This window comes from Aestuariivirga sp., from assembly GCF_020252405.1.
Taxonomy (GTDB): Bacteria; Pseudomonadota; Alphaproteobacteria; order Rhizobiales; family Aestuariivirgaceae; genus Aestuariivirga.
This window is the reverse complement of sequence record NZ_JADCDA010000066.1, coordinates 19,646-44,797: the sequence shown is the minus strand read 5'-3', so window position 1 is coordinate 44,797 and position 25,152 is coordinate 19,646. Positions and strand designations below refer to the sequence as shown.

Genomic DNA, 25,152 nt, shown 5'->3' with positions numbered 1-25,152 from the left:
GAGGGCCGGTGAACCCGTCTTTCCTCTCCCCCCGGTCTGTACACGCTGAAGCGGGAAGAGGACCGCAATTTCAGCGGCTGCCGTCCAGCTTGTCGATCGCCTCAACATTCGCCGCGGACGAACCCTTCGGGTCGAATTCCGAAGCGAGCCAGGTGTCAACGATGGACTTGGCCAGTTCGGGGCCGATGACGCGCGCGCCCATGGTGATGATCTGGGCATTGTTGGATTTGGCGGCGCGCTCCGCCGAATAAGTGTCATGCGTCAGCGCCGCGCGGATGCCCGGCACCTTGTTGGCGGAGATGCAGACGCCGATGCCCGTGCCGCAGATGAGGATGCCGCGCTGATATTCCCCGTCCCTCACCTTGTGGGCGAGGCTGGCGGCGAGGTCCGCGTAAAAGCCCTGCTGACTGAGATTGGCGATCTGATGCCCGGGCTTCGACTTCAGGTGCGCCTCGATCACGTCAAGGAGCGGCTTTCCGGCGCTGTCGGCGCCCACGGCGATCTTCATGATGTTTCTCCCAACCTCTTTATGACGGCGTCGATGATGCCGATGTAGCCCGAGGGGTCCCAGGCGGACCTTCCGATGAACAGCCCGTCAATATCCGGCATGGCCGCAAGATCGCAACAGTTCCGCGGATTGACGCTGCCGCCATAGAGGATGGGCAGCGGCTGGCCCGCGATCTCCGCCGTCAGACCTTTGAGCTTCGCGTGCTGGGCATTGGCAAAACCGGGGTCCGCCGGAATGCCGCCTTCCCCGATGGACCAGACGGGCTCGTAGGCGATGATGACCTTGCCCGGCGCGGCCTTGCCCACGTCACGCAGCGCGAAGCGTGTCTGCTTCGCCAGCACGTCCGCCGTGGCGCCGGCTTCATGCTCGCCGCGCGTGTCGCCGATGCAGACCAGCGCGGTGAGGCCGTGCCTCACGGCGGCGGCCACCTTCCTCGCCACCGTCTCGTCGGTCTCGCCGAAATGCGCGCGGCGTTCGCTGTGGCCCAGTTCGACCAGCGTGGCGCCGCAGTCCCTCACCATCAGTGGCGAGACCTCGCCGGTCCAGGCGCCCTGATCGGCCCAGTGCATGTTCTGCGCGCCGACCTTGACGCGGGCGCCCGACAGGATCTCCGCCACGTCGGCGATCGAGGGGAAGGGCGGGATGACGAAGGGCTGGGCTTTCGTGGTGTTGGCGAGGGGCGAGGCCTTGAGGGCTTCGGCGAAGGCGCGGGCCTCCGCTCGCGTCTTGTTCATCTTCCAGCTTGTGCCGATCCACGGCGTCTTCATCAATTATATCCCGTCTTCGCATGGGGCGCCCAGTAGGCCACGGATTCCCTCAGCGCCGCAACCACGCTGCGGTCGGCCGGCTCGCGCTCCCGGAAGGCGAGTTCGAGGCAGAGCTCATTGGCGCCGCCGCCGCCCGCCCTCACCGCGGCGATGAGCGCGTCTGGCGTGATGCGGCCGTTCTCGTTGTATTGCGCGGTGAAGGGCCAGTGGCCGCCCTTGTTCATGGTCGACTGCTTGATGTGGATGATGGGCGACCGGGTGGCGAAGGTCTTCGCCCAGGCGAAGGGATCGACGTCGGCTGGGTCGGGCGAGGTCACGTCGCCATGGTCGATGTCGACCATGGGTTTGAGCGGGATCGGCAGCCGCGCGGCGTCGATCCAGTCCTGCAGGGATTGCGCGTCCTTCAGCGTGTGGCCAAGCTCGCGGCCAACCGACATGGGTTCCCAGAACAGCCAGTCGAGGCCGCGCGACTTCGCGTGTTCCGCCACGCCGCGCCAGCAGTCGAGCGCCATCTCCATCAGCCCGGCGCGGCGCTTCCCGTCGTCATAGTCCCTGAAGGTGAAGATGCCGAACTGCGTGCCGATGGCGGGCGCGCCGAGATCGGCCGCGATATCGGCCATCCGCCTGAACCAGCCGAGGTAATATTGCCGCACCTCGGCATCCGGATGGGCGAAGTGGTTGAGACGCCCATAGGGGCCCGTCATGACCGAGGTGATCTTCGCCCGTTTTTGAGCGCAGGCCTTCGCCATCCGGTCGGTGAGGCGCTTCACCGTGTTCGCCGGCCAGGACGGATTGATGAACTCATGCACCAGCTGAATGTGGCCGATGCCCACCTCCTCGCTCAACGTCGCGATCAGGTCCTCCGGCTCCGCGAAGCGGTTCACGAAGGGGTTGGTGTTGACGGAGAGGGAAAATCCCATTTTCCGGAGCCAGCTATTATTGCAGCGTATTGTCGTAACTGCGGCAATGATGAACTGAAAAATATTTCATCTCAAGAAAAAAACTTCACCCCATGCGCCGCGGCGGCTCATGAGGACGGTGCCTGTCCATTCAGGTCGCCTGCCCCCGTCTTGCGATGTAGAGATGATCGATAGCTCTGACATCGTCATTGAACTGCCAGTCAACGTATACGCAATGATGCCCTTCAATGTATCGCTGCAGCGTGGTGAGCAGAACACTCGCGAGATCCAGAGCCGTATGCCGACCCGGGCAGCCCGCCTGCGGGGCGCCGAAGTAGAGGCCCGCGCTGGAGCGGTCGTTACCGAGGTCAAAACCCGTGGGGTTACAGTAGCGCGCGCCGTCCCTGCTTGCAAGGCCAAGATGAATGCGCACTGGACGGCCAGGCGGGATGACTTCTTCGCCGAAGACCGCCTCTTCTGTCGTCCGCCTGATGAGGCATTGTATCGGCGGATCGTAGCGCAATCCCTCCAGCAGCAGGTGCGACACGTTTCCTGACAGGGTGCAGTCGGTACCCACCACGGCATTTGCTACCATGTTCGCAGGAGTTTCGTGCCCCGTGGCAAAGATCACGAAACGCGCCAGCAACGGGTTCGGCTCCGACAGGCTGGCGCCGAACGCCTCAAGTGCCTGTGAAAGGCTCTCGATTCCCGCCTCAATCTCGGACGTGCCGTGAAACTTGCCATCGAGCAAGTTGACGACCTGGTATGCTCCCGCGTAGACGCCCGGCGTCCAGTCCATGCCATCAAAGAGGCTGGCAAACAGAAGACGGGACACGGCCGGCCGCAGCCAGCCATTCATCACGTCGAAACGGCCCATTGCGTGCTTGCGAAGCAGCGAAACAAGCCGTTCCTCTTCCTGCTCCGCAGCAGCTGGAGCTATCGGACCAATGCGAAAGGGATGCTGATTGTGCAGCAGCGCGGATTCAAACAGGCGGTTTATGACCGATGCGCCCCGAATGCTGCCTTCAGGCAGGCGAAGATGGCCCATCCCGGGCGCGCGGCAGTGTCTGAGCATCAACGAGACCGTGTCGATCGACGTTGCAACGAACACTCCGGTCGCCGCATCGAAACACAATGGGTGAGGAAAAGCAGCGCGGAGCCGACGATAATGCGCCGAGGTTTCCAATCACTCCTCCTGGACCGGCGAGCGTGTTTGCGCGATGATCCGCAAGGCGATGTAGCCGACGCAGGTGACGATCACCAATCCTCCTCCGGCAGTGAAGGCAAGACCAAATGAACCAAGGACGATGAAACCTGCAGCCATGGGACCGGAAATGGCTTCGCTGGTGTTCGCAAGGGTAGAAAATATGGCAAAGGTCTTGGAAATGTCGCGCGGTTCGATTGTTTCCTGGACGATGGTGGCAAACAGCACATCCGCGACCGCGCCGAAGAATCCAAGCGCCAGGCCAAGCGCCATGAGCACCATGATGTTCGACGACAGAGGAAACAGGACAAGCAGCGCGCCGTAGGCCAGCCAGGAAGCGCCCATTGCCAAGTGCTGTGACTTCCTCGCAACCAGCGCGGCGGCGAGCGCGCCGGGAATGGTTCCGGACGCCATGATGGCCATGAACATCCCAAAGCTAGATGCGCCGAGTTGTACGTCGCTCTCCATGCGTGCGGGAATCGCGAGGTTGAGCAGGCCCCCAACGCCCAGGATCGCAATCACGTTAATGACGATCGCCCGCCCCGTTGAGGGATGCCGCCGGGTCAATGATATGAGCGTGGCCCGGTAGTCGCTCCATAGGGAGGTCCACCGGACGCAGTGCCTCGTGCCGGTCGGCTGAGCCGCGTCGAGGGCGGCAAGGCTCAGGGTACCGAGCAAGAACATGGCCGCGGCGAATAGGACCACGACCAGGGGCGAGGCGAAGGCGAGCAGGCTTCCGGCCAGCAGCGGCGCAAGCATCCCGCAAAATTCGTTTGTCGCATGCACCGCAGAGTTTGCCGCACCGATCATGCCTGCGGGCGCCACCTGCGGAAGAAGACCCTGAAATGCGGGCTGATAGACCGTCCTCACCGACGTTAGAACGAAGGCAGCCGTACCGAGTGAAACCGAGGACGGCACATCAGTTAACAGCAGCAACGCCGCCCCTGCCAGCGTGGCCGCACGCAGACCATCGGCCAGAATGATGACCCACCGGCGATCAACCTGGTCGCTCACCCAGCCACCGACAAGTCCCAGCACGAGGTAGGGACTAAAGCGCAGGAAGACCAGCAGCGCCGCACTGCCATATGTCTCCCCCGCCTGAAGTGCCATCCACACAAGCGCGGTATCAAAGGTTCGGGCTCCGATGGTGTCGGCGGCCTGGTTGAAGACCATGAGCCTCAGGCGATGATCAACAGCAATCGCACGCAGCATGCTTGCGCCCACTTCCGCTTGCTAACTGAAGACAACCTGGGATGTCGTGAGCTCCCGACCGGGCTGGCCCAGACTGTGGACGATGAATCCGTCGAGTATCTTGCGCTGCGACAGCGGCATCATGAAATACATGAGATTGACGTACCACTCCCAGCCCTGCCTGGTGAGCAGGATCTCGGGGCCGCAATCCTCTACCAGACCGGCATCATAGAGCTGATGGAGCGCAGATAGGGTCTCTGCTGGCATGCGGTCCCAGTCCACTTCGGCCCGTGACACATATCCATGATAGGGAAGCCTGGTGACGAGCGACCGCGACGCATCAACTTCACGGGAGTGCCGGCTCAGCTGCGTGCTGACCTGTCCGTTCTTCATGAGCTGGTCGATATAAGAACGCCGGTTGTTCGGATTGGTGAGCACCTTCTCCTTCAATATGCTGATGGCGTTGACGCCGAAGCCGACGACCTCGAACCCATGATATCCATAGACATGATTGTGATAATCGAAGGTATAGTCCCGCGTCACCACGGGATCACGATCACATTCAGTCTTTGAGGCCTGTACGTAGCCGTGCCCATTGTGCGGAAGGAAGCCACGGGACCTCATGAAGGCTCGCAGCATACCGTTCATTTCGTGGCGCATCTCGGCCGTGAGTGGGGCATGGCCTGCAGCCTTGGTCTTCTCGTGTAGCCTTGTCTGCGTGACAACGTTGTCGAGCGGGTAGACATCGATCAGGCTGTTGCCGACGTCCACCGCCTTTTCGAGATCCCGCTCGAACATCTCCGGGCTCTGGCCATTCATCCCGTAGAGAATGTCGAAAGACGTATACCGGATATGCCGCTCGAAGAGAGCAGCTGCCGCGTAAATCTGTTCGATGCTGGCGGTGAGGTCGAACATGTCACGCCAGTAGGGGTCGAAGGTTTGGAGGCCGAAGCGCGCATTCGTGACGCCAATGTCCCTCAATGCGATCACCTTATCTTCGGTCACACTCTTGACTTCGCACTCGAACGAGAACTCCCGTAGTCCCGCCAGGTTGAAGTTCTGATGGACTAACTGACCGAAGACCCGGATCTCTTCCGCTGTCAGAAGCGATGGTGTTCCGCCCCCCACGAAAATTGCCGAGACCGGCAGCGTAAACAGCTTTCCCGTTGCATTCTTGGATCGGACTTCCTTACAGAGAGCTGCGAGGTAATCGGTGATGATCTGATGATCGGTGTATTTTCCGCGCGTGAAGGGGCAGAAATTGCAGATGGTATCGCAGAACGGGAAGTGAAAATAGAGGGCTACGCTCTTCGTCTGCGAGAAGTCGTTGTCCTGGACGGCACAGATGCCGTCTGTGAACACGTCGCCATGTTCGAGATCGTGCTGAGACGGGTAGAAGATGTTGAAGACGGGCAACTGCTTGTCGAAAATTCGACCTGCACCGGTCCTGTTGAGCCGCAAGTCCATCGCTTGCCTCCTAGAGGTTACAGACTGTTCCGGAACTGGCCGGAGTCCACGCGGCGGAGGATGACGGAATCTGCCTCCGGAGTGATTTGCACTCCCAGACGTTCGCTTTGAGCTGGCGGCTTACGAACTCGAGAGCTTGTTCGGGGTCGCAACTGCCACACGTGAAGATGTCAATCGCGATGTAAGTATATTCAGGATAGGTGTGGTAGCTGGCGTGCGATTCCGACAGGAGAAACAGGCCAGTGACGCCGCCCTCACCCGGAAACTTGTAGGAGGAGAGGGTTATCACTGTAGCCCCGACACGGCCGAGCGCCTCGGAAAAGGTCTTGTTGAGCCAGTCCTCATCCAAGAGGAGTTCGGGAGGGCAGCCAGACAAGTCTGCGATTACATGACGACCAACGATCATCATCGTTCTCCGCGAGCGAAAGGGCCAGGGAGGTGGTCCCTGGCCCAACTGGTCTCACCAACAAGATGCCCGGCGGAAGCTCGGCAGCACTTCGATGTCGATGGATGTGAACAGCTCGATCGCCCTTAGTCACTCCTGTTTTGCTTGCGTTGAATCGATTGAGAAATTTCAATCGATAGAAACTAAGTTAAGCAAAATCTTCCTTTACGTCAAGTGATTTTCGGAAGTTTCTGCAATTCTCAATTGTGCATCGCGATTTGACATGGTGCAGCGCAGAAACGAATTCCGTTGACAGACAGCGCACCTTGAAAAATATTGCATCTCAAGAAAAAATTTTCACAAGGCAGATGGGAAGACGTTGACGCTGCACCAGCCCTCCCCCCAGGCGGACGAGGAGGCCGCACTCGCGGCCCGGGCCGCGTGGCTGCATTTCGCCGGCGGCAAGACGCAAGGGGAGGTGGCGGAGCTTTTGGGCGTCCAGAGCACCAAGGCGCACCGGCTCATCGCCCGGGCCCGGGCCGAGGGTCTGATCCGCGTCTTCGTCGAGGGCCCGATTTCGGGCTGCATCGCGCTTGAGGAGAAGCTCAAGGCCGATTACGGGCTCACCTTCTGCGAGGTGGTTCCCAATATCGATGAAGGCCCGCTGCCATTGCGGACACTGGGCATGGCCGGAGCGCGCTACCTGCGCAACCTCATCGAGTCGGGCACGTACCGCATGATCGGCATGGGGCATGGCCGCACGCTGGCCACCGCCGTCGACCTGATGCCGGGCGTTGCGGCGCACAACACGAAATTCGTGTCGCTGCTCGGCGGCCTCACACGGCGGTTCGCGGCCAGTCCCTTCGATGTGATCCACCGGCTGGCCGAGCGCACATCCGCCGAGGCCTATGTGATGCCCGTCCCCTTCTTCGCCAACACGGAGAAGGACCGCCACGTGCTGGAGGCGCAATATGGCGTCTCCGGCGTCATCGCCATGGCGCGCGAGGCCGAGCTTTACATCGCAGGCATCGGCGAGGTGGACGCCAAGAGCTTCATCGCCACCGCCGGCATGGTGGACGAGGAGGACGTCGACGAGGTGATGAAGACCGGCGCCTGCTCCGAGCTTCTGGGCCATTTCTTCAACGAACGGGGCGAGCACCTGGCGAACTCGGTTTCGGCGCGCGCCATGGCGCCGCGCTTTGCCGACTTGAAGAACCACAGGATCGTCGCCCTTGCCGGCGGCACATCGAAAACTCGGGCCATCCGCGCCATTCTCGCGCACGGACTTCTTTTCGGCCTGATCACCGACGAGGCGACCGCAAGGCGTCTCGTCTCCCCGAAACCGGGACGTGAGCCCGGCAAGAAGAACGGAAAACCCGCACCGGGCTAACGAGAAAACCCCACAACCAACGGAGGAATTGGAATGTTCGAGAAAGAAAAAGGCCTCTTCGACGCCTTCGTGGCGAAGAAGATCAGCCGCCGCGAAGTGATCAACGGCGCCGGCAAGCTTGGCCTCACCGCCTCGGCCGCCGGCATGTTCCTGACCCAGGCGCAGACCCGCGCCATGGCGGCGGATTTCGACTGGATGAAGTACAAGGGCGCGAAGCTGAAGCTGCTGCTCAACAAGCACCCCTATGCCGACGCCATGATCGCCAATATCCAGGCCTTCAAGGACATGACGGGCATGGACGTGTCGTGGGACATCTTCCCCGAGGACGTCTACTTCGACAAGGTGACGGCCGCCCTGTCCTCGGGCTCGACCGAGTATGATGCCTTCATGACCGGCGCCTACATGACCTGGACCTATGGTCCGGCCGGCTGGATCACCGACCTGAACGAGTTCATCAAGGACCCGGCCAAGACCAACCCCGGCTATAACTGGGAGGACGTGCTGCCGGGCCTCAGGGCCTCCACCTCGTGGAACGGCGTGCCGGGCGGCGAACTCGGTTCGGCCGACGCCAAGCAGTGGTGCATCCCGTGGGGCTTCGAGCTCAACAACATCACCTACAACAAGAAGATGTTCGACAAGGCCGGCGTGCAGCCGCCGAAGAACATCGGCGAGATGATCGAAATCTCGGCCAAGCTGACCAAGGATCTCGGTGGGCCCTATGGCGTCGGCGTCCGCGGTTCGCGCAGCTGGGCGACGATCCACCCGGGCTTCCTCTCGGGCTATGCCAACTTCGGCGAGAGGGACTTCAACGTCACCGACGGCAAGCTGAAGGCGGCGATGAACTCCGCGGGATCGAAGTCCTATCACAGGGACTGGGTGAGGATGATCCAGGAGTCCGGCCCCAAGAACTGGTCGACCTACACCTGGTACCAGGTCGGCACGGACCTGGGTGCGGGCGCCTCCGCCATGATCTTCGACGCCGACATCCTCGGCTACTTCATGAACGGCGGCGACAACAAGGAGAAGGGCAACCTGGGCTTTGCGCCGTTCGCGGCCAACCCGGCGGCCGCGGCTCCCACGCCCAATGTGTGGATCTGGTCGCTGGCCATGAACAACGCCGGCGCCCAGAAGGACGCCACCTGGTACTTCCTGCAGTGGGCGACCTCCGTCGAGCATGACCTGTTCGGCGCCCGCAAGATGGACTTCGTCAACCCGGTCCGCGCCTCCGTCTGGAAGGACGAGGAGTTCCGCGCCCGCATCGACAAGTCCTATCCGGGCTACCTGAACCAGTACGAAGTCTCCGCGCCGGGCGCCAAGATCTACTTCACCGCCCAGCCGCTGTTCTTCGACCTCACCACGCTGTGGGCGGAGAACCTGCAGAAAATGGTGGCCAAGGAAATCGCGGTCGATGAAGGCCTCGACGCGATGGCCGCCGAAATGGACAAGAAGCTGGCTGAAGCCGGCCTCGGTTAAGCAACTGACTGACGCGCGGGGCGGCCGTCTCCCTGCGGCGCCCCCCGCGCGCTCTTTCCTCCCGCCGTCCAGTTTCGAAGTCCGGGCCCCCGAATGACAGCCGCCGCCACACAGACGCGCGCACCCGTGAAGCAGAGCCGCTTCATGCGCCGGGCCCTGCCCTACATCCTGTCGCTTCCCGCCCTGCTGATGTGCATCGGGATTCTCATCCCGTTCTTCACCGCCGTCTATTACTCGATGCTGCGCTACCGGATGAACCTGCCCGCCATGAAGGGCTTCATCTGGTTCCAGAACTACATCAACTTCTTCACCGACCCGAAATTCTGGAACACCGTCCAAATCTCGCTCACCTATGCCTTCCTGACGGTGAGCCTCGAGCTGCTGCTGGGCCTGGCCATCGCGCTGCTGCTGCAGCGCCCCTCGCGCCTCAACAACATCGCCTCGATCCTGCTGCTGCTGCCGCTGATGACGGCGCCGGCGCTGGCCGCGCTGATGTGGAAGCTGATGACGCACCCGGATTTCGGCGTGCTGAGCTATCTTCTCACGCTTGTCGGCATTCATGACTTCAAGTGGGCGTCCGATCCGGACACGGCGCTGTTCACCGTCGTGCTCGTCGACATGTGGGTCTACACGCCCTTTATCATGATCCTGCTGCTGGCGGGCCTGCGCTCGCTGCCCAAGGCGCCCTTCGAGGCCGCGGCGCTTGACGGCGTGCCGCGGAGCTTCGTGTTCTTCCGCATCACGCTGCCCATGCTGATGCCCTATATCATCACGGCCACGCTGTTCCGCCTCCTGGACTCGATCCAGCAGTTCGACATCATCTATGCGATGACGCAGGGCGGGCCCGGCGACAAGCTGCTCGTCTTCCAGGTGCAGGCCTATCTCGATTTCTTCCAGGCCACCAATGTCGGCCGGTCGGCGGCGCTCATGATCATCCTCTGGGCCATCACCTATGCGCTGTCGAACGTGTTCATCAAGCAGTGGCTGAAGCTTCGCGAACGCGCCCACGGAGCGCATTGATCCCCATGGACCACACATCAGGCCTCGAAAAAATCCTGCGCGGCGCGGCGATCGCGCTGGTGCTGGTGTTCTTCCTCTTCCCCATCGCCTGGATCTTCCTCATGTCGCTCCAGACCAACGAGACGATCCTGCGCATTCCGCCGTCGCTGGCCTTCACGCCGATCATCGACAACTACACAGCGCTCATCACCGGCCAGCTGCGCACGGCGGCGGGCAGCCTGCAGCTGAACTTCATGCAGAACATGTTCAACTCGGTGATGCTGTCGGTGTGCTCGGTGGCGCTCTCTCTCGTGCTGGGGGTGCCCGCGGCCTATGCCTTCGCCCGCTTCAAGTTCCGGCTGGGCGAGGACATCGCCTTCACGCTGCTCTCCTTCCGCTTCGCGCCAGCACTTCTCGTGCTGCTGCCGTTGAGCCTGTATTTCAAGACGCTGGGGCTGACCAACACCTATATCGGCCTGATCTGGGTTTACCAGCTGATCTGCCTGCCGCTGATCCTGTGGATCGTGCGCGGCTATTTCGAGGACATCAGCCCCGACATCGAGCATGCCTACCGCATCGCCGGCAACAGCTGGTGGAAAACCTTCACCCGGATCTCGATCCCGCTGGCCAAGCCCGGCATCGCGGCGGCGGGCCTCCTGGCCTTCATCTTCGCCTGGAACAATTTCATTTTCGCGCTGATCCTGGCGTCCGCCGACAAGCAGCCGGTGACGGTGGGGGCGCTGGCCTTCGTCACGGCGTCCGGCATCCAGTATGGCCAGATCGCGGCGGCCATCATCATCTCCATCACGCCCACGCTGGCCCTGGCGCTTTATGCGCAGCGCTACCTCGTCGAGGGGCTTTCCATGGGCGCGGTGAAGGGATGAGCCAGCTTGCCATCAAGTCCCTTTCCAAGACCTATGGGGCCTTCAAGGTCTTCGACGGGCTGAACCTTGCCGCGGGGGGCGGCGAGATCGTGGTGATCTTCGGCGGCTCCGGCGCCGGCAAGACCATCCTGCTGCGGCTGATCGCGGGCGTGGAGGAGCCGACCGCGGGCACGATCGAGATCGCGGGCCATGACGTGTCCGACATCGCGCCGGAGCACCGCGGCGTCGGCATGGCCTTCCAGAACTTCGCGCTGTTCCCGCACATGAACGCCTCCGAGAACATCGCAACCCCCCTGCGCGCCGCCGGCGCGGATGAGAGCGCGGTGAGCGCCTGTGTTGCCAAGGTGGCGAAGCTCCTCAAGATCGACCACGTGCTGAACCATTCCCCGCGCGAGCTTTCGAACGGGCAGAAGCAGCGCACCGCGCTGGCCCGCGCGCTGGCCGCGAGCCCGAAGATCCTGCTGCTCGACGACCCGCTGCGCAACGTTGACGCCAAGCTGCGCTTCGAGATGCGGCTTGAGCTGCCGCGGCTGCTGCGCCAGTCCGGCGCCACGGTTCTCTATGTCACGCAGGACTACAAGGAGGCGATGGCGCTGGCCGACCGCATCGCGGTGCTGGCCAATGGCGCATTCGTGCAGACGGCGAGCCCCGAGGACATCTACACGCGCCCGGCAACGCTCGGCGTGGCGCGGCTGTTCGGCGACCCTTCGATCAACACGGCGGACGCCGTGATCGGGACCGGGGGCGGCGCCCATGTGGTGCTGGGCGGCACGCGGGTTCCGCTGGCGGAGAGCTATGCCGGCTTCGCCGGCCGCGAGGTGATCTTCGGCGTGCGCCCGGAGGCCGTCGAGATCGGGTCAACGGGTGTGGAGGCCGAGGTCATTGCCGTGACGCCGCTCAACGAGCGCACCGTTCTGCTGCTGCAGAACTCCAGCGGCTGGGAGTTCCTCGCCTCGCTGCCATCGGCCGCCGCCGGCATTCCGGAGGCCGGATCGCGCGTGCGGGCCAGCTTCGCCGCCGCCGGCACGCATATCTTCGACCGCCAGGGCGGGGAGCGCCTCCATGGCTGAACTCGTCATCGCGCGCGTCGACAAGATCTATCGCTCCCGCAAGGGCAGCGTGCATGCCGTGAAGGCGCTGGACCTGGTGGTGAAGCCGGGCGAGATCGTGGCGCTGCTCGGCTCCTCCGGCTGCGGCAAGACCTCGACGCTGCGCATGATCGCGGGCTTCGAGGAGGTTTCCAGCGGCTCGATCACGCTGGGCGGCAAGGCCATCCACACACTGCCGCCCGCGGCGCGCGGCGTGGCCATGGCCTTCGAGGCCTATTCGCTTTATCCGCCGCTCACCATCGGCGAGAACATGTCCTTCGCGCTCAAGGCCTCGAAACTGCCGCAGGCGGAGCAGGACAGGCGCGTGAAATCCATGGCCGAGATGCTGGAGATCGCGGATATCCTGAACAAATATCCCACCTCCGTGTCAGGCGGCCAGCAGCAGCGCGCCAGCCTCGGCCGCGCGCTGGTGCGCGATGCGGGGCTCTATCTGCTCGACGAGCCGATGGGGCAGCTGGAGCCGCAGCTGCGCGCCGTGCTGCGCGGGCGCATCAAGCATTACCTGCGCGAACACAACTGCACGACCATCCTGGTGACCCATGACCAGACGGAGGCCAATGCGCTGGCCGACCGCATCGCGGTCATGGAGGGCGGCGTGCTGCAGCAATATGCAACGCCCGCCGAACTGAAAGCGCGGCCTGCCAACCTGTTCACCGGCGCCTTCATCGGCGAGCCGCCGATGAACGTGTTCACAGCCGATGCGAACGTGTCGGGCGATCAGGTGACCTTCACGCTCGAGGGCGGCGCGGCGCTCGCCTACCCCGCCGCGGAGTTGTCCGCGGAGCTGCGCGGGCGGCTGGCGCGGACGCCGAAGATCGCGCTCGGCATCCGCCCGCATGCGCTGCGCCTCGGCGGGGGCGTGGTGAGGGGCAAGGTGGTGGCCTGCCAGTGGCTGGGCGACCAGACGCATGTGGCCGTCGACGTCGCGGGCCGCACCGTCGTCTCCGTGTCGCAGGAGCGCGTGTCGCGGGCGCCCGGCAGCGACGTGGGGCTGAGTGTGGCGGCGCGGGACCTGCATCTCTTCGACCCGGCCTCCGGCAAGGCCATCGCCCATGGAGGCACGCTGGCATGACGGATGGCGTGCTGATCGGCATCGATGCCGGCACTTCGGTCATCAAGTCCGTGGCCTTCACGGTGGCGGGCGAGCAGATCGCGGCCGCCGCGATCCCCAACCGCTACCAGACCTTGCCCGATGGCGGTGCGGAGCAGGACATGGCCCGCACCTGGACCGGCGCGGCGGCGACGCTGAAGGAACTCTCCGGAAAGGTGCCGAACCTCAGGGACCGGCTGATCGCCATTTCGGTGACGGGCCAGGGCGACGGCATGTGGCTGATCGACAAGGCGGGCGAACCCGTGGCGCCGGCCTGGCTGTGGCTCGACGCGCGTTCCGCCGCCATCGCCGGGGACTTCGCCGCAAGCCCGCACCACCGCGCCCATTACCAACGCACGGGCACGGGCGTGAATGCCTGCCAGATGAGCATGCAGCTTGTGTGGATGACGCGCAACCGGCCGGACCTGCTGGCCCGCGCCACCACCGCCTTCCACTGCAAGGACTGGCTCTATTTCAAGCTGACGGGCGTGCGCGCCACCGACCCGTCGGAAGGCAATTTCACCTTCGGGCAGTACAGAACGCGGAGCTATGCGCCGGACGTGCTCGACGTGCTGGGCGCTTCCGGCGCCAGGCCGCTGCTGCCGGAGATGGTGGACGGCACGCGCGAGGCGGGTCAGCTCACGCCCGAGGCCGCGGCGCTGACCGGGCTGAAGGCCGGAACGCCGGTCACGCTTGGCTATGTCGACGTGCTGTGCACCGGTTTGGGCGGCGGGCTTTATGACCCGAAGGGCGAGACGGGCTGCACCATCGCCGGCTCCACCGGCATGCACATGAAGATCGCGCCCTCGGCCGCCGATGTGCGGCTCAACGGCGAGCTGTCGGGCTACACCATGTGCTTCCCCGCGCCCGGCATGTATGCGCAGATCCAGTCGAACATGGCGTCAACGCTCAACATCGACTGGCTGCTGGATGTGGGGCGCGATGTGCTTGCGTCGCAAGGCGTCGAACGCTCGCGCGGCGACCTTCTCGAGGGCCTCGACGGGCGGATCATGGAGGCGGAGCCGGCGCGCGCCATCTATCACCCCTATATCTCGCAGGCCGGCGAGCGCGGACCCGTCATGGAACCGGCGGCGCGCGCCATGTTCACCGGGCTTGAGCTCGGCATTGGCTTCGCCGGCCTCATGCGCGCGGTGTTCGAAGGCCTGTGCTTCGCCTCGCGCGATTGCTATTCGGCGATGGGCGACATTCCGCGCGAGGTGCGCATCACCGGCGGGGCCGCGCGCTCCAGGGCCCTGCGCCTGATGCTGGCGAGCGTGCTCAAGGCGCCCGTGCGCAGCGTGCAGCGCGAGGAGGCCGGTGCCGCGGGTGCGGCCATGATCGCCGCCGTGCAGCAGAAGCTCTACCCCGGCATGGACGCCTGCGCCGCCCGGTGGGTGGACCCGCTGCTGGGCGCGGTGACAGCGCCCGACGCCGCGCTGGCGGCCCGCTATGACGGGGCCTTCGGGATCTACAAGGAAATCCGCGAGACGATGCGCCCCGTCTGGCGCGCCATGGTGGCCAGCCGTGCTTCGTAAAATCTCCGTCATCGGCGACCGCTTCATGCTCTCCTCCATGTTCGAGGAGGCGCTGCGCGGGCGTTGCCGCCTGTTCGAGATCTCGATCCGCACCCATGACATGGCCTGGCCGGACGAGCCGATGGAACATGGCTATGCGGTGAAGGGCATGGACGGCCTCAAGGAATACATGGGCACGGCCGATGAGGTGGTGGAGCTTGCGGGCGATGCGGAAATTCTGGTGACGCAGCTGGCGCCGCTGTCCGCCTCGATCATGGACCGCCTGCCGGATTTGAGGTTCGTCGCCGTGTCGCGCGGCGGGCCCGTCAACATCGACATGGCGGCGGCGCGGGAACGCGGCATCACGGTGGTCAATACGCCGGGCCGCAATGCCTCCGCGGTGGCCGAATTCACCATCGGCGCAATCCTTGCCGAGACGCGCAAGATCTCGCAAGGCCACGATGCGCTGCGCCGCGGCGAGTGGCGGGGCGATCTCTACCGCGCCGACCTCACCGGGCAGGAACTCTCCGAGATGACGGTGGGCCTCATCGGTTATGGCGAGGTGGGCCGCCGCGTGGTGAAGCTCCTCAAGGCCTTCGGCTGCCGCATCCTGGTCAGCGATCCTTATGTGCAGCTGCCGGCGGACGATCTGAACGACGGCGTGATCCAGTGTTCGCTGGAGCGCCTTCTGGCCGAGTCCGATGTCGTGTCGCTGCACCCGCGCGTGACGGCCGAGACGGCGCGGATGATCAACAAGGACACGCTTTCGCAAATGAAGGACGGCGCCTATCTCATCAACACGGCGCGCGGGCCCCTGATGAATTATGACGATGTCCACGAGGCGCTGGTGTCGGGCAAGCTCAGGGGCGCGATGCTCGAGACCTTCGACGTCGAGCCCGTGCCGCCCGGCAACCGCTTTCTCAAGCTTCCGAATGTCACGCTGACGCCGCACATCGCCGGCGCCTCGGTCAAGACCGTGCGCTATGCCGCGGGCCTCGCGGCGGAGGAAGTGCGCCGCTATCTGGCGGGTGAGCCCGCGCTCAACCGGTGCTGACGGGCCGCCCGCCATGCAGGAGCTGAAGCCGGTCGATCTGGTCGTCATCGGGGGTGGCGTCAACGGGGCCGGCATCGCGCGCGATGCGGCGGGCCGCGGATTGTCCGTCATCCTGTGCGAGAAGGACGACCTGGCGCAAGGCACCTCCTCGCGCTCCGGCAAGCTGATCCATGGCGGCCTGCGCTATCTCGAGTATTACGAGTTCCGCCTCGTCCGCGAGGCGCTGATCGAGCGCGAGGTGCTGCTCAACGCGGCACCCCACATCGTGTGGCCGATGCGCTTCGTGCTGCCGCATTCGCCGGAGCAGCGGCCTGCCTGGCTGGTGCGGCTGGGCCTCTTCCTCTACGATCATCTCGGCGGGCGCAAGACATTGCCCGGCTGCCGCAACATCGACCTGGCGCGGGACCCGGAGGGGCGGCCGATCCGGCCTGAGTTCACCCGCGCCTTCGAATATTCCGACTGCTGGGTGGACGATGCCCGCCTCGTGTCGCTCAACGCTCTGGACGCCAGGGAGCGCGGGGCCGTGGTGATGACGCGCACCGCGGCGACCGCGGCGCGGCAAATCAATGGCGCGTGGGAGGTCGAATTCACGGCGGCCGGCGGCGCGCGGTCGAAGGTGCGCGCCAGGGCCATCGCCAATGCGGCGGGGCCGTGGGTGGAGAATGTCCTTCATGGCGTGGCCGGTTCCAACGCCCCGCGGCGCGTGCGGCTCGTCAAGGGCAGCCACATCGTCGTCCCGAAATTCTGGGAGGGGCCGCAGGCCTATCTCTTCCAGAACGACGACAGGCGGGTGATCTTCGTCAACCCTTACGAAGGCGGCATGGCGCTGATCGGCACCACCGACATCCCCTATGAGGGGCGTGCGGAGGACGTGGCGGTCGACCAGCGCGAGGTTGACTATCTGCTGGCCGCCATCAACCGCTATCTCAGGACGCCGGTGACGAAAGACCAGGTGGCGCATGCCTTCTCCGGCGTGCGGCCGCTCTATGACGACAATGCCGAGAACCCCTCCGCCGTGACGCGCGACTATGTCTTCGACGTGACGGGCGAGCCGCCGATGCTTTCGGTCTTCGGCGGCAAGATCACCACCTACAGGAAGCTCGCGGAGCATGCGCTGGAGAAGCTGAAGCCCTTCTTCCCCGCCATGAAGGGGGCTTGGACCGCGCAGGCGCCCCTGCCGGGCGGCGACATGCCGGATGCCGATTTCGGGCGCTTCCTGACCGGGCTGCGCAAGGCCAATCCGTGGTTGCCGCCCGAATTGGCGCATCACTATGCGCGGCTCTACGGCACGCGGACGAAGGACGTGCTGGGCGGGGCGCGCGGCCTTTCGGATCTGGGCCAGCATTTCGGCGCCCGGCTCTATCAGGCGGAGATCGATTATCTGCGCCGCGCGGAATGGGCGCTGACGGCGGAGGACGTGCTGGACCGGCGCACCAAGCACGGACTGCACATTTCATCCGACGCGCGCGCTGCGGTGCAGAGCTACATGGGTGGCTGAATTTCCCCTCGCGCGTGACGTGGCTTTGTGGAACCATGCGCGGCCATGAGCAGTGACGACGACAGCGGCGACGGCCGCATGATCGCCTGGCGGCTGGAGCGGCTGGCCCGCGTGATGCGCGCCCGCGAGCATGAGGATGGCTTGACGCCCGCCCAGCGCGAGGCGCTGCGCTACCTGGCGCGGGCCAACCGTTACTCCAACACGCCCGGCGCGCTGACGCGCTATCTCGGCGCCACCAAGGGAACGGTGTCGCAGACGGTGATGGCGCTTGAGCGCAAGGGCTATATCGCCAAGGCCGGGCGCAATGCGCGCAAGGCGGTTCACCTGTCGCTGACGGAGAAGGGGCTCGGCGTGCTCGATGGCGACCCATGGGCCAATCTCGCGGTCGCGGCCGGGGAGCTGGGCGGCAAGACCAGGCGGCGCATGCAGCGCGGTCTGGAGGACCTTCTGGAGGGCGAGCTGAAGCGGGCGGGACTGGCAAGCTTCGGCCTGTGCGCGTCATGCCGGTACTTCCGCGAGAAGGGGCGCGACGGCGATGCGAAGGGCCCGCATCTCTGCATGCTGTTCGAGGCCGCGCTGTCGGATGACGATGCGGGGCGGATCTGTGTTGAGCATGCGTCCGCCGGATAAAGCAGGTTTCGGCATGATGGAATCGAACCGCTGTTCCATCTCCTTGTCTTGCTGAATTTTCGACGGTCAACCGGTGTCCATTTGACCTGAAAATGCTTTAGCTTCCCGTCTGTTCCCCCAGCTTTGCGAGCAGGAGGCGGAGGCCACCGCCGGAATGGACCGGCGCCTCAAAGGGCAGGCGGAGAACCTGTTCGCCGCGCCGGAGATCCGCCCCGTCCGTGTCGATTGCCGTGATTTTCCAGCCGCCCGGCGTCGCGCCCAGCAGTTTTTCGGCATAGCGCTGGATGGCGTCGTCATGATCGTCATTCATGTGCCGCACCGCACCCTCTTCCAGCGCGATCATCTCATCGGCTGAGGGGAACATCTCATCGGCGGGGATGGTCTCGATCCGCCCGAAGCCGGCGACCGCATGGGCCACCTCCGGCTCCAGCCGCCAGAAGGCGAAATCGCCGAAACCGGCATAAAGCTCCGCCGCTGGGTGACGGGCGAGGTAGCGGCGCGATACCTGACATGATTCCACCCTGGAAAACCGGCCCATCACTGTCACCCGGGCGCCCGTCAAGGCATCGCCCTCCGGCGGGAGTTCCGCCACCATGACGCTGGCGCGGGGGTCTGCCAGCAGGTTGCGGGTGTGCCAGGCCAGCGTCGACACCAGGATGACCGGGCAGCCCCGGACGTCAGTCGCCAGATTGACGAGGGAGGCATAGGGGGCGCCTTCGCCCGCGTTCAGCGTGCCCAGCGTGCCAGTGCGGGCGCGGCGGAGCAGGTTGCGGGCCTCTTCTGCACTGAAACTTCTGCTGATGTTCATCGACATGCCTCGCAATTATGGCCGGAAATGCCTATCATGACCGCCACATTTTGTTCCAGTTCCGCCCCTACTGCCAAAAGAAGGACATTGTTGAAGGGATGAACAAGAGAATGCCCACCATTGCGCTGGTCGACGACGACCGCAACATCCTGACCTCCGTCGGCATGGCGCTCGAGAACGAGGGCTACGCGGTGCAGAAATACAATGACGGCGCGGCGGCGCTTCAGGGCCTGCAGGACAACCCGCCCGACATGGCGATCTTCGACATCAAGATGCCGCGCATGGACGGCATGGAACTGCTCCGCCGCATCCGCCAGAAATCCGACCTGCCGGTCATCTTCCTGACCTCCAAGGACGACGAGATCGACGAGCTTTTCGGCCTGAAGATGGGGGCCGACGACTTCATCAAGAAGCCGTTCTCGCAGCGCCTCCTCGTCGAGCGCGTCAAGGCGGTGATGCGGCGCGCCCTGAACCGCGACGTGGCCCAGACGCCCGCCGAGGCCGCCAAGGTGATCGAGCGCGGCAAGCTGGCCATGGACCCCGACCGCCATTCCTGCACCTGGGACGGCAAGCCGGTGACGCTGACGGTGACGGAATTCCTGATCCTGCAGTCGCTGGCCCAGCGCCCCGGCATCGTGAAGAGCCGCGACGCGCTGATGGATGCGGCCTATGACGACCAGGTCTATGTCGATGACCGCACCATCGACAGCCACATCAAGCGGCTGCGCAAGAAATTCAACGCGGCCGACGCCGAATTCGACGCCATCGAGACGCTCTATGGCGTGGGCTACCGCTTCAAGGAGCAATAGGAGCGGACCTGAAGGGGCCGGTGACCGCCGATGCTTGACAAGGTGACGCCGCCCGAGACCGCGGAACGCGCCGAAGCCGAAGAGGCCGAAAGCGCGGACCGCGGGTCCGCGCCGAAGCAGGGCTTCGTGCGGCGCATCTGGCCGCGCCGCCTGACCAGCCGCATCGTGCTGCTGAATCTTCTGGGCCTCATCGTGCTCGTCTCCGGCATTCTCTATTTCAACCAGTTCCGCCAGGGCCTGATCGACGCGCGGGTGCAGAGCCTGACGACACAGGCGCAAATCATCGCCGCGGCGGTGGCGGGTTCGGCCACCGTCGACACCGGCTCGATCGTCATCGACCCCGACTCGCTCGCGGACACCAACGACGAGGCGCTGCCCGACTCGGATCAGATGCCGAGCCTCGACTTTCCGATCGACCCGGAAGCGGCGGGCCCGGTGCTGAAGCGGCTGCTGGCCAACACGACTGTCCGTGCACGGATCATCGACAAGGACGGCAACCTCGTCGTCGACAGCCGCTTTCTCTATTCGCGCGGCGACATCGTGCAATCCGACCTGCCGCCGCTCAGCGGGGAGCGGGACGGCTTCAGCCTCCGGGCGCTGTGGAACCGCTTCGTCACCTGGACCTTCAGCTATGATTATCCGAGGCAGATCGAATACGGCATCGACAACGGCAAGGACTTCCTCGAGGTTGCCGCGGCGCTGAAGGGGGCCAAGGTCGCCATCGTGCGCCTCAACGACCGGGGCCAGATCATCGTCGTCGTGGCGGTGCCGATCCAGCGTTTCCGCGCCGTGCTGGGCGCGCTTGTTCTCTCCACAACCGGCGGCGAGATCGACAATGTGCTCAGAGCCGAGCGCCAGGTGGTGCTGATGACCTTCGGCTTCGTGGCGCTCGTGGCCATTCTGCTGTCGGTCCTGCTTGCATCCACCATCGCGCTGCCCTTGCGGAAGCTGGCGGCCGCCGCCGAACGGGTGCGCCGCGGCATCAACAAGCGGGTGGAAATCCCCGACTTTTCAAGCCGTGGCGACGAGATCGGAGACCTTTCGGGCGCGGTGCGCGACATGACCAATGCGCTCTACAACCGCATCGCCGCCATCGAGGCCTTCGCCGCGGATGTGAGCCACGAGCTGAAAAACCCGCTCACCTCGCTCAGGAGCGCCGTCGAAACGCTGGCCTATGCCAAGACGCCGGAACAGCGCGAGCGGCTGGTCGAGATCGTGAACCATGACGTGAAGCGCCTCGACCGGCTGATCACCGACATTTCCGATGCATCCCGTCTCGACGCCGAGCTGGCGCGCGGCGAGGCGCAGGCCTTCGACCTGTCGCAGCTGCTCGAATCGATCGTCAGTTTCGCCAATGACACGCGCAAGGACGGCCAGGCGGAGGTGGAGTTCGATCTCGCCAAGCCGCCGCCCGGCATGGACCGCGCCAGGGCCTATACCGTGATGGGGCACGACTCGCGGCTGGGCCAGGTGGTGAGGAACCTCATCGACAACGCGCGCTCCTTCACCGGGCCCGGCACCAGGCTGCAGCTGCGGGTGCGCCGCGTGGGATCGGACGTCGAGTTCCGGGTGGATGATTCGGGCCCCGGCATTCCGCCGGACAATCTGCAGCGCGTGTTCGAGCGCTTCTACACCGACCGGCCGGAGGGCAGCTTCGGCTCCAACTCCGGCCTCGGCCTGTCCATCTCGCGGCAGATCGTGGATGCGCACAAGGGCCAAATCTGGGCCGAGAACCGCTATGGCAAGACCGGCGAGTCCGGCGGCAAGCCGGTGCTCGGCGCGCGCTTCACCGTGCGCATTCCGGCCGCACCCCATGCATGAGGAAGCCCTCATCCACGGCACCTGCCTCGCCATCGGAGATGACGGCGTGCTGCTGGTGGGCAAGCCCGGCAGCGGCAAGTCGGATCTCGCGCTGCGGCTGATCGACCAGCCGGGAGTGGGCCTCTCCGGCATGGCGCGCTCCGCGCTGCTCGTCGCCGATGACCAGGTTGTGATCCGCAAGGCCAAGGGCGCGCTCATCGCCTCCGCGCCGGCTTGCCTGAAGGGCAAGCTGGAGATCCGCGGCCTCGGCATCGCGGAACTTGCCGTCGCCGCCAGAACCCGGTTGCGGCTTGCCGTCAGGCTCACGCCCGCCGCCGAAATCGAGCGCCTGCCGGACTTGAATGCGGCGCGCATGGAGGTGCTCGGCATCGGCCTGCCGCTGATCCTGCTGGACCCGCGCAATGCCTCGGCCCCCGCACGACTGCGGGCGGCGCTGGACCGGTTCGTGCCGGCCTGAAACGCTGTTGCATCGCCCTGGCGTTGGAGGCATTGTTCGCCACGCTGAGCGGGAAAAGCGCGGAGTTTCACCACCACCATGATCGGACTCGTCCTGGTCACCCATGGCCGCCTCGCTGAGGAATTCCGTTCTGCGCTGGAACATGTGGTGGGGCCGCAAAGTGCGATCGAGACCGTCGCCATCGGTCCGGACGACCGCATGGAGACGCGCCGCGCCGACATCGCCGCCGCGGTTTCGCGCGCCGACACCGGGGCAGGCGTCATCATCCTCACCGACATGTTCGGCGGCACGCCGTCGAATCTCGCCATCTCGCTCCTCGAGATCGGCAAGGTGGAGGTGGTCGCCGGGCTGAACCTGCCGATGCTCGTGAAGCTCGCCCGCATCCGCAAGGACTATGTGCTGGACAAGGCGGCGACCGCCGCACAGGACGCGGGGCGGAAATACATCAACGTCGCCAGCCAGATTCTCGGCGACTGACGATGACGGAAACGGTGGCCGCCCGCGAACTCGCCATCACCAACCAGCGCGGCCTCCACGCCCGCGCATCGGCCAAATTCGTCAAATGCGCCGAGGGCTTCGATGCCGAGATCACGGTGACGCGCGACGGCATGTCGGCGCCCGCGACCTCGATCATGGGCCTGATGATGCTGGGTGCGGCCATGGGCACCTCGATCATGGTGGAAGCCAGGGGCAAGCAGGCCGAAACAGCGCTTGAGGCGCTGGCGCGGCTCGTCGAAAGCAAATTCGACGAGGAGTAATCGCGCGCGCGGCAGGGCCCTCATCCGCCCGTGGCCGCGGGCGGGGCTAATTCCGGCTGAAGAGCTGGTTCTGAATCACCGCTTCGGCGGGCCGCACCATCGGGTCCCCGGCGCCGCGGCATCTTGCGTCGAGATAGTTGAGATAAGTCTCGTTCGTCGGCTGGCCGATCCAGTCCAGCACCAAGGGGGCCAGACAGTAGAGCGGGCGGCCGTGAATCGCCTCCGCCAGCGCCCGCGGCTTGCGGGTGTTGCTGGCGATCAGCACCGGAATCTGGTGGAGGCGCGGGTCCTGCTCGGACACCATGCCGTTATGGAACTGATGCATGCGCAGGCCCGGCAGGTGATCGCCGAACAGGACGAGCGCATAGGGCCGGCCCTTCGCGTCGAGTTGCTTCTTGAAGGCGGCGAGCGACTGAGCGGCGCCCGTGAGCCTGGTGCGATAATCGTGGACGCCTTCATGGCCCCTGGGGTCGGCATCGTCCGGCTCATAGGGGCCGTGCGTCTGCACGGTGACGATGAAATGGAACTCCGGGCGGCTGCCGCCGATGCGCGCGAGCACGCTGCGGTACAGACCTTCATCGGTGGGCCAGTCATTGGGCTGGATGGTCAGCGTCATCTGGTCCATCGAGACAAAGTCATCGAAACCGAGCTTGGGGTAGATCTGGTCCCTGAGCCAGAAGCGGCGGGTGAAGTTGTGATAGGCGGTGGCGGCGTAGCCCTTCTCCGACAGGATGCGCGGCAGGCCGCGCGCACGCCCGGTGATGTACTGCACATAATGCTGATAGGGGATGATGCCGTCCTGGAAGGTCTTGACCGGAATGCCGGTCAAGACCTCGAATTCGGAATTGGGCGTGGTGCCGCCATAAACGGGCGACACCGCCATGGATTCGGTGAAGCCCCAGTCCTTCAGCTGGTTGAGCGGCGAGCGGGCGTCATCGGGGTCATGCCACCAGGCTTCGCCGAGGATGATATAGAGATCGGGCGCCGGCGTGCCCGCGGCAGCGGCCACGGGCGGTTTCGGCACGGCGAGCGCATCCATCGCCTGCTTCACTTCCGCCGCCGTATAGGTCTTCAGGCGCAGGCCCGCCGTGGAAAAATAGAGATGCGTGCCGAGCCCGTTCATGCGCTCGCTTTCGGCCTGGCTGAAGGTCAGGTTCTCGACGCCCACCCAGTAGGAATTGTCGTGGATCCAGTTGGCCACGGCCTCGATGCGGTAGGTCGACAGAAGGCCCGCGCAGCACAGCGCCACCGGCAGGCTCCACCGGCGGATGCGGAGATTGCGGACATACCAGATGCCGGCGGGAACGATCAGCGCGGCGAGCAGCCAGTGATGCCAGTGAACGTAATGCAGCAGGTGAACCGACTGGCCGGCAAGGAAGAGATCGCTGATCTGGAACGGCTCGCCCGTCGCGTTCTTCTTGATCCGCGACAGCGTGCCCACGAAGAGCAGCCCCGCCCCCAGCATCGCACCTGCCGGCAGCGGCCGGGCAAAAGCGGCGAAGCAACCGAACATGACCATCGGAACGATCATGCGCGAAAACCAGAAGTGCCACAGGCTGCGGCCCCCGAGGAATTCAGGAGACCACCCGCCCAGATAGGCGTGGATGGCCAGCAACAGCAGATAGACGGCGCAAAGCTGCAGGACGGGGCGGCCCGCAATGGCCATCCACTCCGGCAACAGCCAGCCACGGTCCGGCGCGGGCCGGGCGCCCGCCTCAGCGATCGTCACGTCTTCGTCCTCCCGGCGGGCAGCCTACCCACCCGACAAGTTCATGACAACCGTATGAAGATCAATGCATGGCAGCAAAAAGGCGGCGCGCTGCGGCAAATGAGAATAGAGCAGGTTTCGGTTCAGCGGACTCGAAACCTGCTCTATGTCTTTGTTTGGCCGCACTTTCGACGGTCAACCGGTGTCCACCTGGCTCGAAAGTGCTTCAGAGCATGAGCCGCAAAAGTGGAACCGGTTTTGCGACAGGATCATGCTCAGCCTGTTGATCTTGCGCATGTTCCATCCAGGCGATTCTGCCTGAACGGAACATGCTTCAGCCGCCCGAGCGGGGCGGCCACAGTCACGCATGAACGACCGGAGCGGTCAGATCGATTGTTCGATCCAGGTCTGGAGCTGGTTCTTGGGGGCAGCGCCCATCCGGCTGGCAGCGACGCCGCCGCCCTTGAACACCATCAGGGTGGGAATGCTCCGGACATTATAGCGCGCGGCCATTGCGGGATTCTCGTCGATGTTGATCTTCACGATCTTGGCCCTGGGGCCGAGGCTCCGGGCGATTTCCTCCAGCGCCGGGGCGATCATCTTGCAGGGGCCGCACCACTCCGCCCAGAAATCGACGACGACGGGCGTATCGGACTGCAGGACGTCCTTCTCGAAGGACGCGTCGGAGACCTCGTGGGTGGCCATGGGAACCTCTTTCAGGCTGTGGCG

At 64.8% G+C, this 25,152-nt stretch carries 25 protein-coding genes; 15 read left to right on the top strand and 10 right to left on the bottom strand.

Annotated elements, in window-relative coordinates; genetic code table 11:
• Positions 1 to 70: 70 nt before the first annotated feature.
• The 7 genes from IOC69_RS10410 to speD form a co-directional block, all read right to left on the bottom strand.
• Positions 71 to 508 (bottom strand): RpiB/LacA/LacB family sugar-phosphate isomerase, encoded by a 438-nt coding sequence (locus IOC69_RS10410; RefSeq protein ID WP_290543483.1) that lies wholly within the window; start codon positions 506 to 508, stop codon positions 71 to 73.
• Positions 505 to 1,275 (bottom strand): triose-phosphate isomerase, encoded by a 771-nt coding sequence (locus IOC69_RS10405; RefSeq protein WP_290543482.1) that lies wholly within the window; start codon positions 1,273 to 1,275, stop codon positions 505 to 507. The genes IOC69_RS10410 and IOC69_RS10405 overlap by 4 nt, the downstream gene beginning before the upstream one ends.
• Complete coding sequence (locus IOC69_RS10400) at positions 1,275 to 2,195, bottom strand: TIM barrel protein (protein ID WP_290543481.1); 921 nt, start codon at positions 2,193 to 2,195, stop codon at positions 1,275 to 1,277. Before IOC69_RS10400 ends, IOC69_RS10405 begins: the two co-directional genes overlap by 1 nt.
• A 130-nt stretch (positions 2,196 to 2,325) precedes the next feature.
• Positions 2,326 to 3,360, bottom strand: coding sequence for a hypothetical protein (locus IOC69_RS10395; RefSeq protein WP_290543480.1), 1,035 nt, complete (start codon positions 3,358 to 3,360; stop codon positions 2,326 to 2,328).
• A complete protein-coding gene (locus IOC69_RS10390) occupies positions 3,361 to 4,590 on the bottom strand; it encodes an MFS transporter (RefSeq protein ID WP_290543479.1) in 1,230 nt (409 codons plus the stop codon).
• Between the two features lie 21 nt (positions 4,591 to 4,611).
• The gene (locus IOC69_RS10385) at positions 4,612 to 6,036 is read right to left on the bottom strand and encodes a radical SAM protein (protein WP_290543478.1); all 1,425 of its coding nucleotides are present in this window, start codon (positions 6,034 to 6,036) and stop codon (positions 4,612 to 4,614) included.
• 10 nt (positions 6,037 to 6,046) lie between these two features.
• A complete protein-coding gene (gene speD / locus IOC69_RS10380) occupies positions 6,047 to 6,445 on the bottom strand; it encodes an adenosylmethionine decarboxylase (RefSeq protein WP_290543477.1) in 399 nt (132 codons plus the stop codon).
• Positions 6,446 to 6,800: 355 nt separating this feature from the next.
• Here speD and IOC69_RS10375 point away from each other — a divergent pair, with 355 nt between their 5' ends.
• The 10 genes from IOC69_RS10375 (at position 6,801) to IOC69_RS10330 (ending at position 18,062) form a co-directional block, all read left to right on the top strand.
• Positions 6,801 to 7,811, top strand: a complete 1,011-nt coding sequence (locus IOC69_RS10375; RefSeq protein WP_290543476.1) for a sugar-binding transcriptional regulator — start codon at positions 6,801 to 6,803, stop codon at positions 7,809 to 7,811.
• A 33-nt stretch (positions 7,812 to 7,844) separates the two neighbouring features.
• Complete coding sequence (locus IOC69_RS10370; protein ID WP_290543475.1) at positions 7,845 to 9,284, top strand: extracellular solute-binding protein; 1,440 nt, start codon at positions 7,845 to 7,847, stop codon at positions 9,282 to 9,284.
• A gap of 93 nt (positions 9,285 to 9,377) precedes the next feature.
• The gene (locus tag IOC69_RS10365; protein ID WP_290543474.1) at positions 9,378 to 10,304 is read left to right on the top strand and encodes a carbohydrate ABC transporter permease; all 927 of its coding nucleotides are present in this window, start codon (positions 9,378 to 9,380) and stop codon (positions 10,302 to 10,304) included.
• A 5-nt stretch (positions 10,305 to 10,309) separates the two neighbouring features.
• Entirely contained in the window at positions 10,310 to 11,167 is an 858-nt protein-coding gene (locus tag IOC69_RS10360; protein WP_290543473.1) for a carbohydrate ABC transporter permease, read from the top strand.
• Positions 11,164 to 12,237, top strand: coding sequence for an ABC transporter ATP-binding protein (locus IOC69_RS10355; protein WP_290543472.1), 1,074 nt, complete (start codon positions 11,164 to 11,166; stop codon positions 12,235 to 12,237). The genes IOC69_RS10360 and IOC69_RS10355 overlap by 4 nt, the downstream gene beginning before the upstream one ends.
• Positions 12,230 to 13,348 (top strand): ABC transporter ATP-binding protein, encoded by a 1,119-nt coding sequence (locus IOC69_RS10350; RefSeq protein WP_290543471.1) that lies wholly within the window; start codon positions 12,230 to 12,232, stop codon positions 13,346 to 13,348. Before IOC69_RS10355 ends, IOC69_RS10350 begins: the two co-directional genes overlap by 8 nt.
• Positions 13,345 to 14,901 (top strand): FGGY-family carbohydrate kinase, encoded by a 1,557-nt coding sequence (locus IOC69_RS10345; RefSeq protein ID WP_290543470.1) that lies wholly within the window; start codon positions 13,345 to 13,347, stop codon positions 14,899 to 14,901. The genes IOC69_RS10350 and IOC69_RS10345 overlap by 4 nt, the downstream gene beginning before the upstream one ends.
• 25 nt (positions 14,902 to 14,926) lie before the next feature.
• Entirely contained in the window at positions 14,927 to 15,934 is a 1,008-nt protein-coding gene (locus IOC69_RS10340; RefSeq protein ID WP_290543491.1) for a 2-hydroxyacid dehydrogenase, read from the top strand.
• A gap of 13 nt (positions 15,935 to 15,947) precedes the next feature.
• Positions 15,948 to 17,432 (top strand): glycerol-3-phosphate dehydrogenase, encoded by a 1,485-nt coding sequence (locus IOC69_RS10335; protein WP_290543469.1) that lies wholly within the window; start codon positions 15,948 to 15,950, stop codon positions 17,430 to 17,432.
• Between the two features lie 45 nt (positions 17,433 to 17,477).
• Positions 17,478 to 18,062: a MarR family transcriptional regulator gene (locus tag IOC69_RS10330; protein WP_290543468.1), complete on the top strand. Its 585-nt coding sequence runs from the start codon at positions 17,478 to 17,480 to the stop codon at positions 18,060 to 18,062.
• Positions 18,063 to 18,159: 97 nt separating this feature from the next.
• Here IOC69_RS10330 and IOC69_RS10325 read toward each other — a convergent pair whose 3' ends face one another.
• A complete protein-coding gene (locus IOC69_RS10325) occupies positions 18,160 to 18,876 on the bottom strand; it encodes a HugZ family protein (protein ID WP_290543467.1) in 717 nt (238 codons plus the stop codon).
• Between the two features lie 104 nt (positions 18,877 to 18,980).
• On the opposite strand from IOC69_RS10325, the gene IOC69_RS10320 reads away from it, so the two are divergent.
• The 5 genes from IOC69_RS10320 to IOC69_RS10300 all read left to right on the top strand — a co-directional run bounded on the left by IOC69_RS10320 (position 18,981) and on the right by IOC69_RS10300 (position 22,715).
• On the top strand, positions 18,981 to 19,679 hold the full coding sequence (locus tag IOC69_RS10320) for a response regulator transcription factor (RefSeq protein ID WP_290543490.1): 699 nt from the start codon (positions 18,981 to 18,983) through the stop codon (positions 19,677 to 19,679).
• A gap of 30 nt (positions 19,680 to 19,709) precedes the next feature.
• On the top strand, positions 19,710 to 21,500 hold the full coding sequence (locus tag IOC69_RS10315; RefSeq protein WP_290543466.1) for a stimulus-sensing domain-containing protein: 1,791 nt from the start codon (positions 19,710 to 19,712) through the stop codon (positions 21,498 to 21,500).
• Complete coding sequence (locus tag IOC69_RS10310; protein ID WP_290543465.1) at positions 21,493 to 21,957, top strand: HPr kinase/phosphorylase; 465 nt, start codon at positions 21,493 to 21,495, stop codon at positions 21,955 to 21,957. The genes IOC69_RS10315 and IOC69_RS10310 overlap by 8 nt, the downstream gene beginning before the upstream one ends.
• A gap of 78 nt (positions 21,958 to 22,035) precedes the next feature.
• Complete coding sequence (locus tag IOC69_RS10305; RefSeq protein WP_290543464.1) at positions 22,036 to 22,434, top strand: PTS sugar transporter subunit IIA; 399 nt, start codon at positions 22,036 to 22,038, stop codon at positions 22,432 to 22,434.
• Positions 22,435 to 22,436: 2 nt separating this feature from the next.
• Complete coding sequence (locus IOC69_RS10300; RefSeq protein ID WP_290543463.1) at positions 22,437 to 22,715, top strand: HPr family phosphocarrier protein; 279 nt, start codon at positions 22,437 to 22,439, stop codon at positions 22,713 to 22,715.
• Between the two features lie 46 nt (positions 22,716 to 22,761).
• Here IOC69_RS10300 and IOC69_RS10295 read toward each other — a convergent pair whose 3' ends face one another.
• Together IOC69_RS10295 and trxA are read right to left on the bottom strand one after the other, a co-directional pair.
• A complete protein-coding gene (locus IOC69_RS10295) occupies positions 22,762 to 24,444 on the bottom strand; it encodes an LTA synthase family protein (RefSeq protein WP_290543462.1) in 1,683 nt (560 codons plus the stop codon).
• A gap of 363 nt (positions 24,445 to 24,807) precedes the next feature.
• Positions 24,808 to 25,128, bottom strand: coding sequence for a thioredoxin (gene trxA / locus IOC69_RS10290; protein ID WP_290543461.1), 321 nt, complete (start codon positions 25,126 to 25,128; stop codon positions 24,808 to 24,810).
• Positions 25,129 to 25,152: the final 24 nt, after the last annotated feature.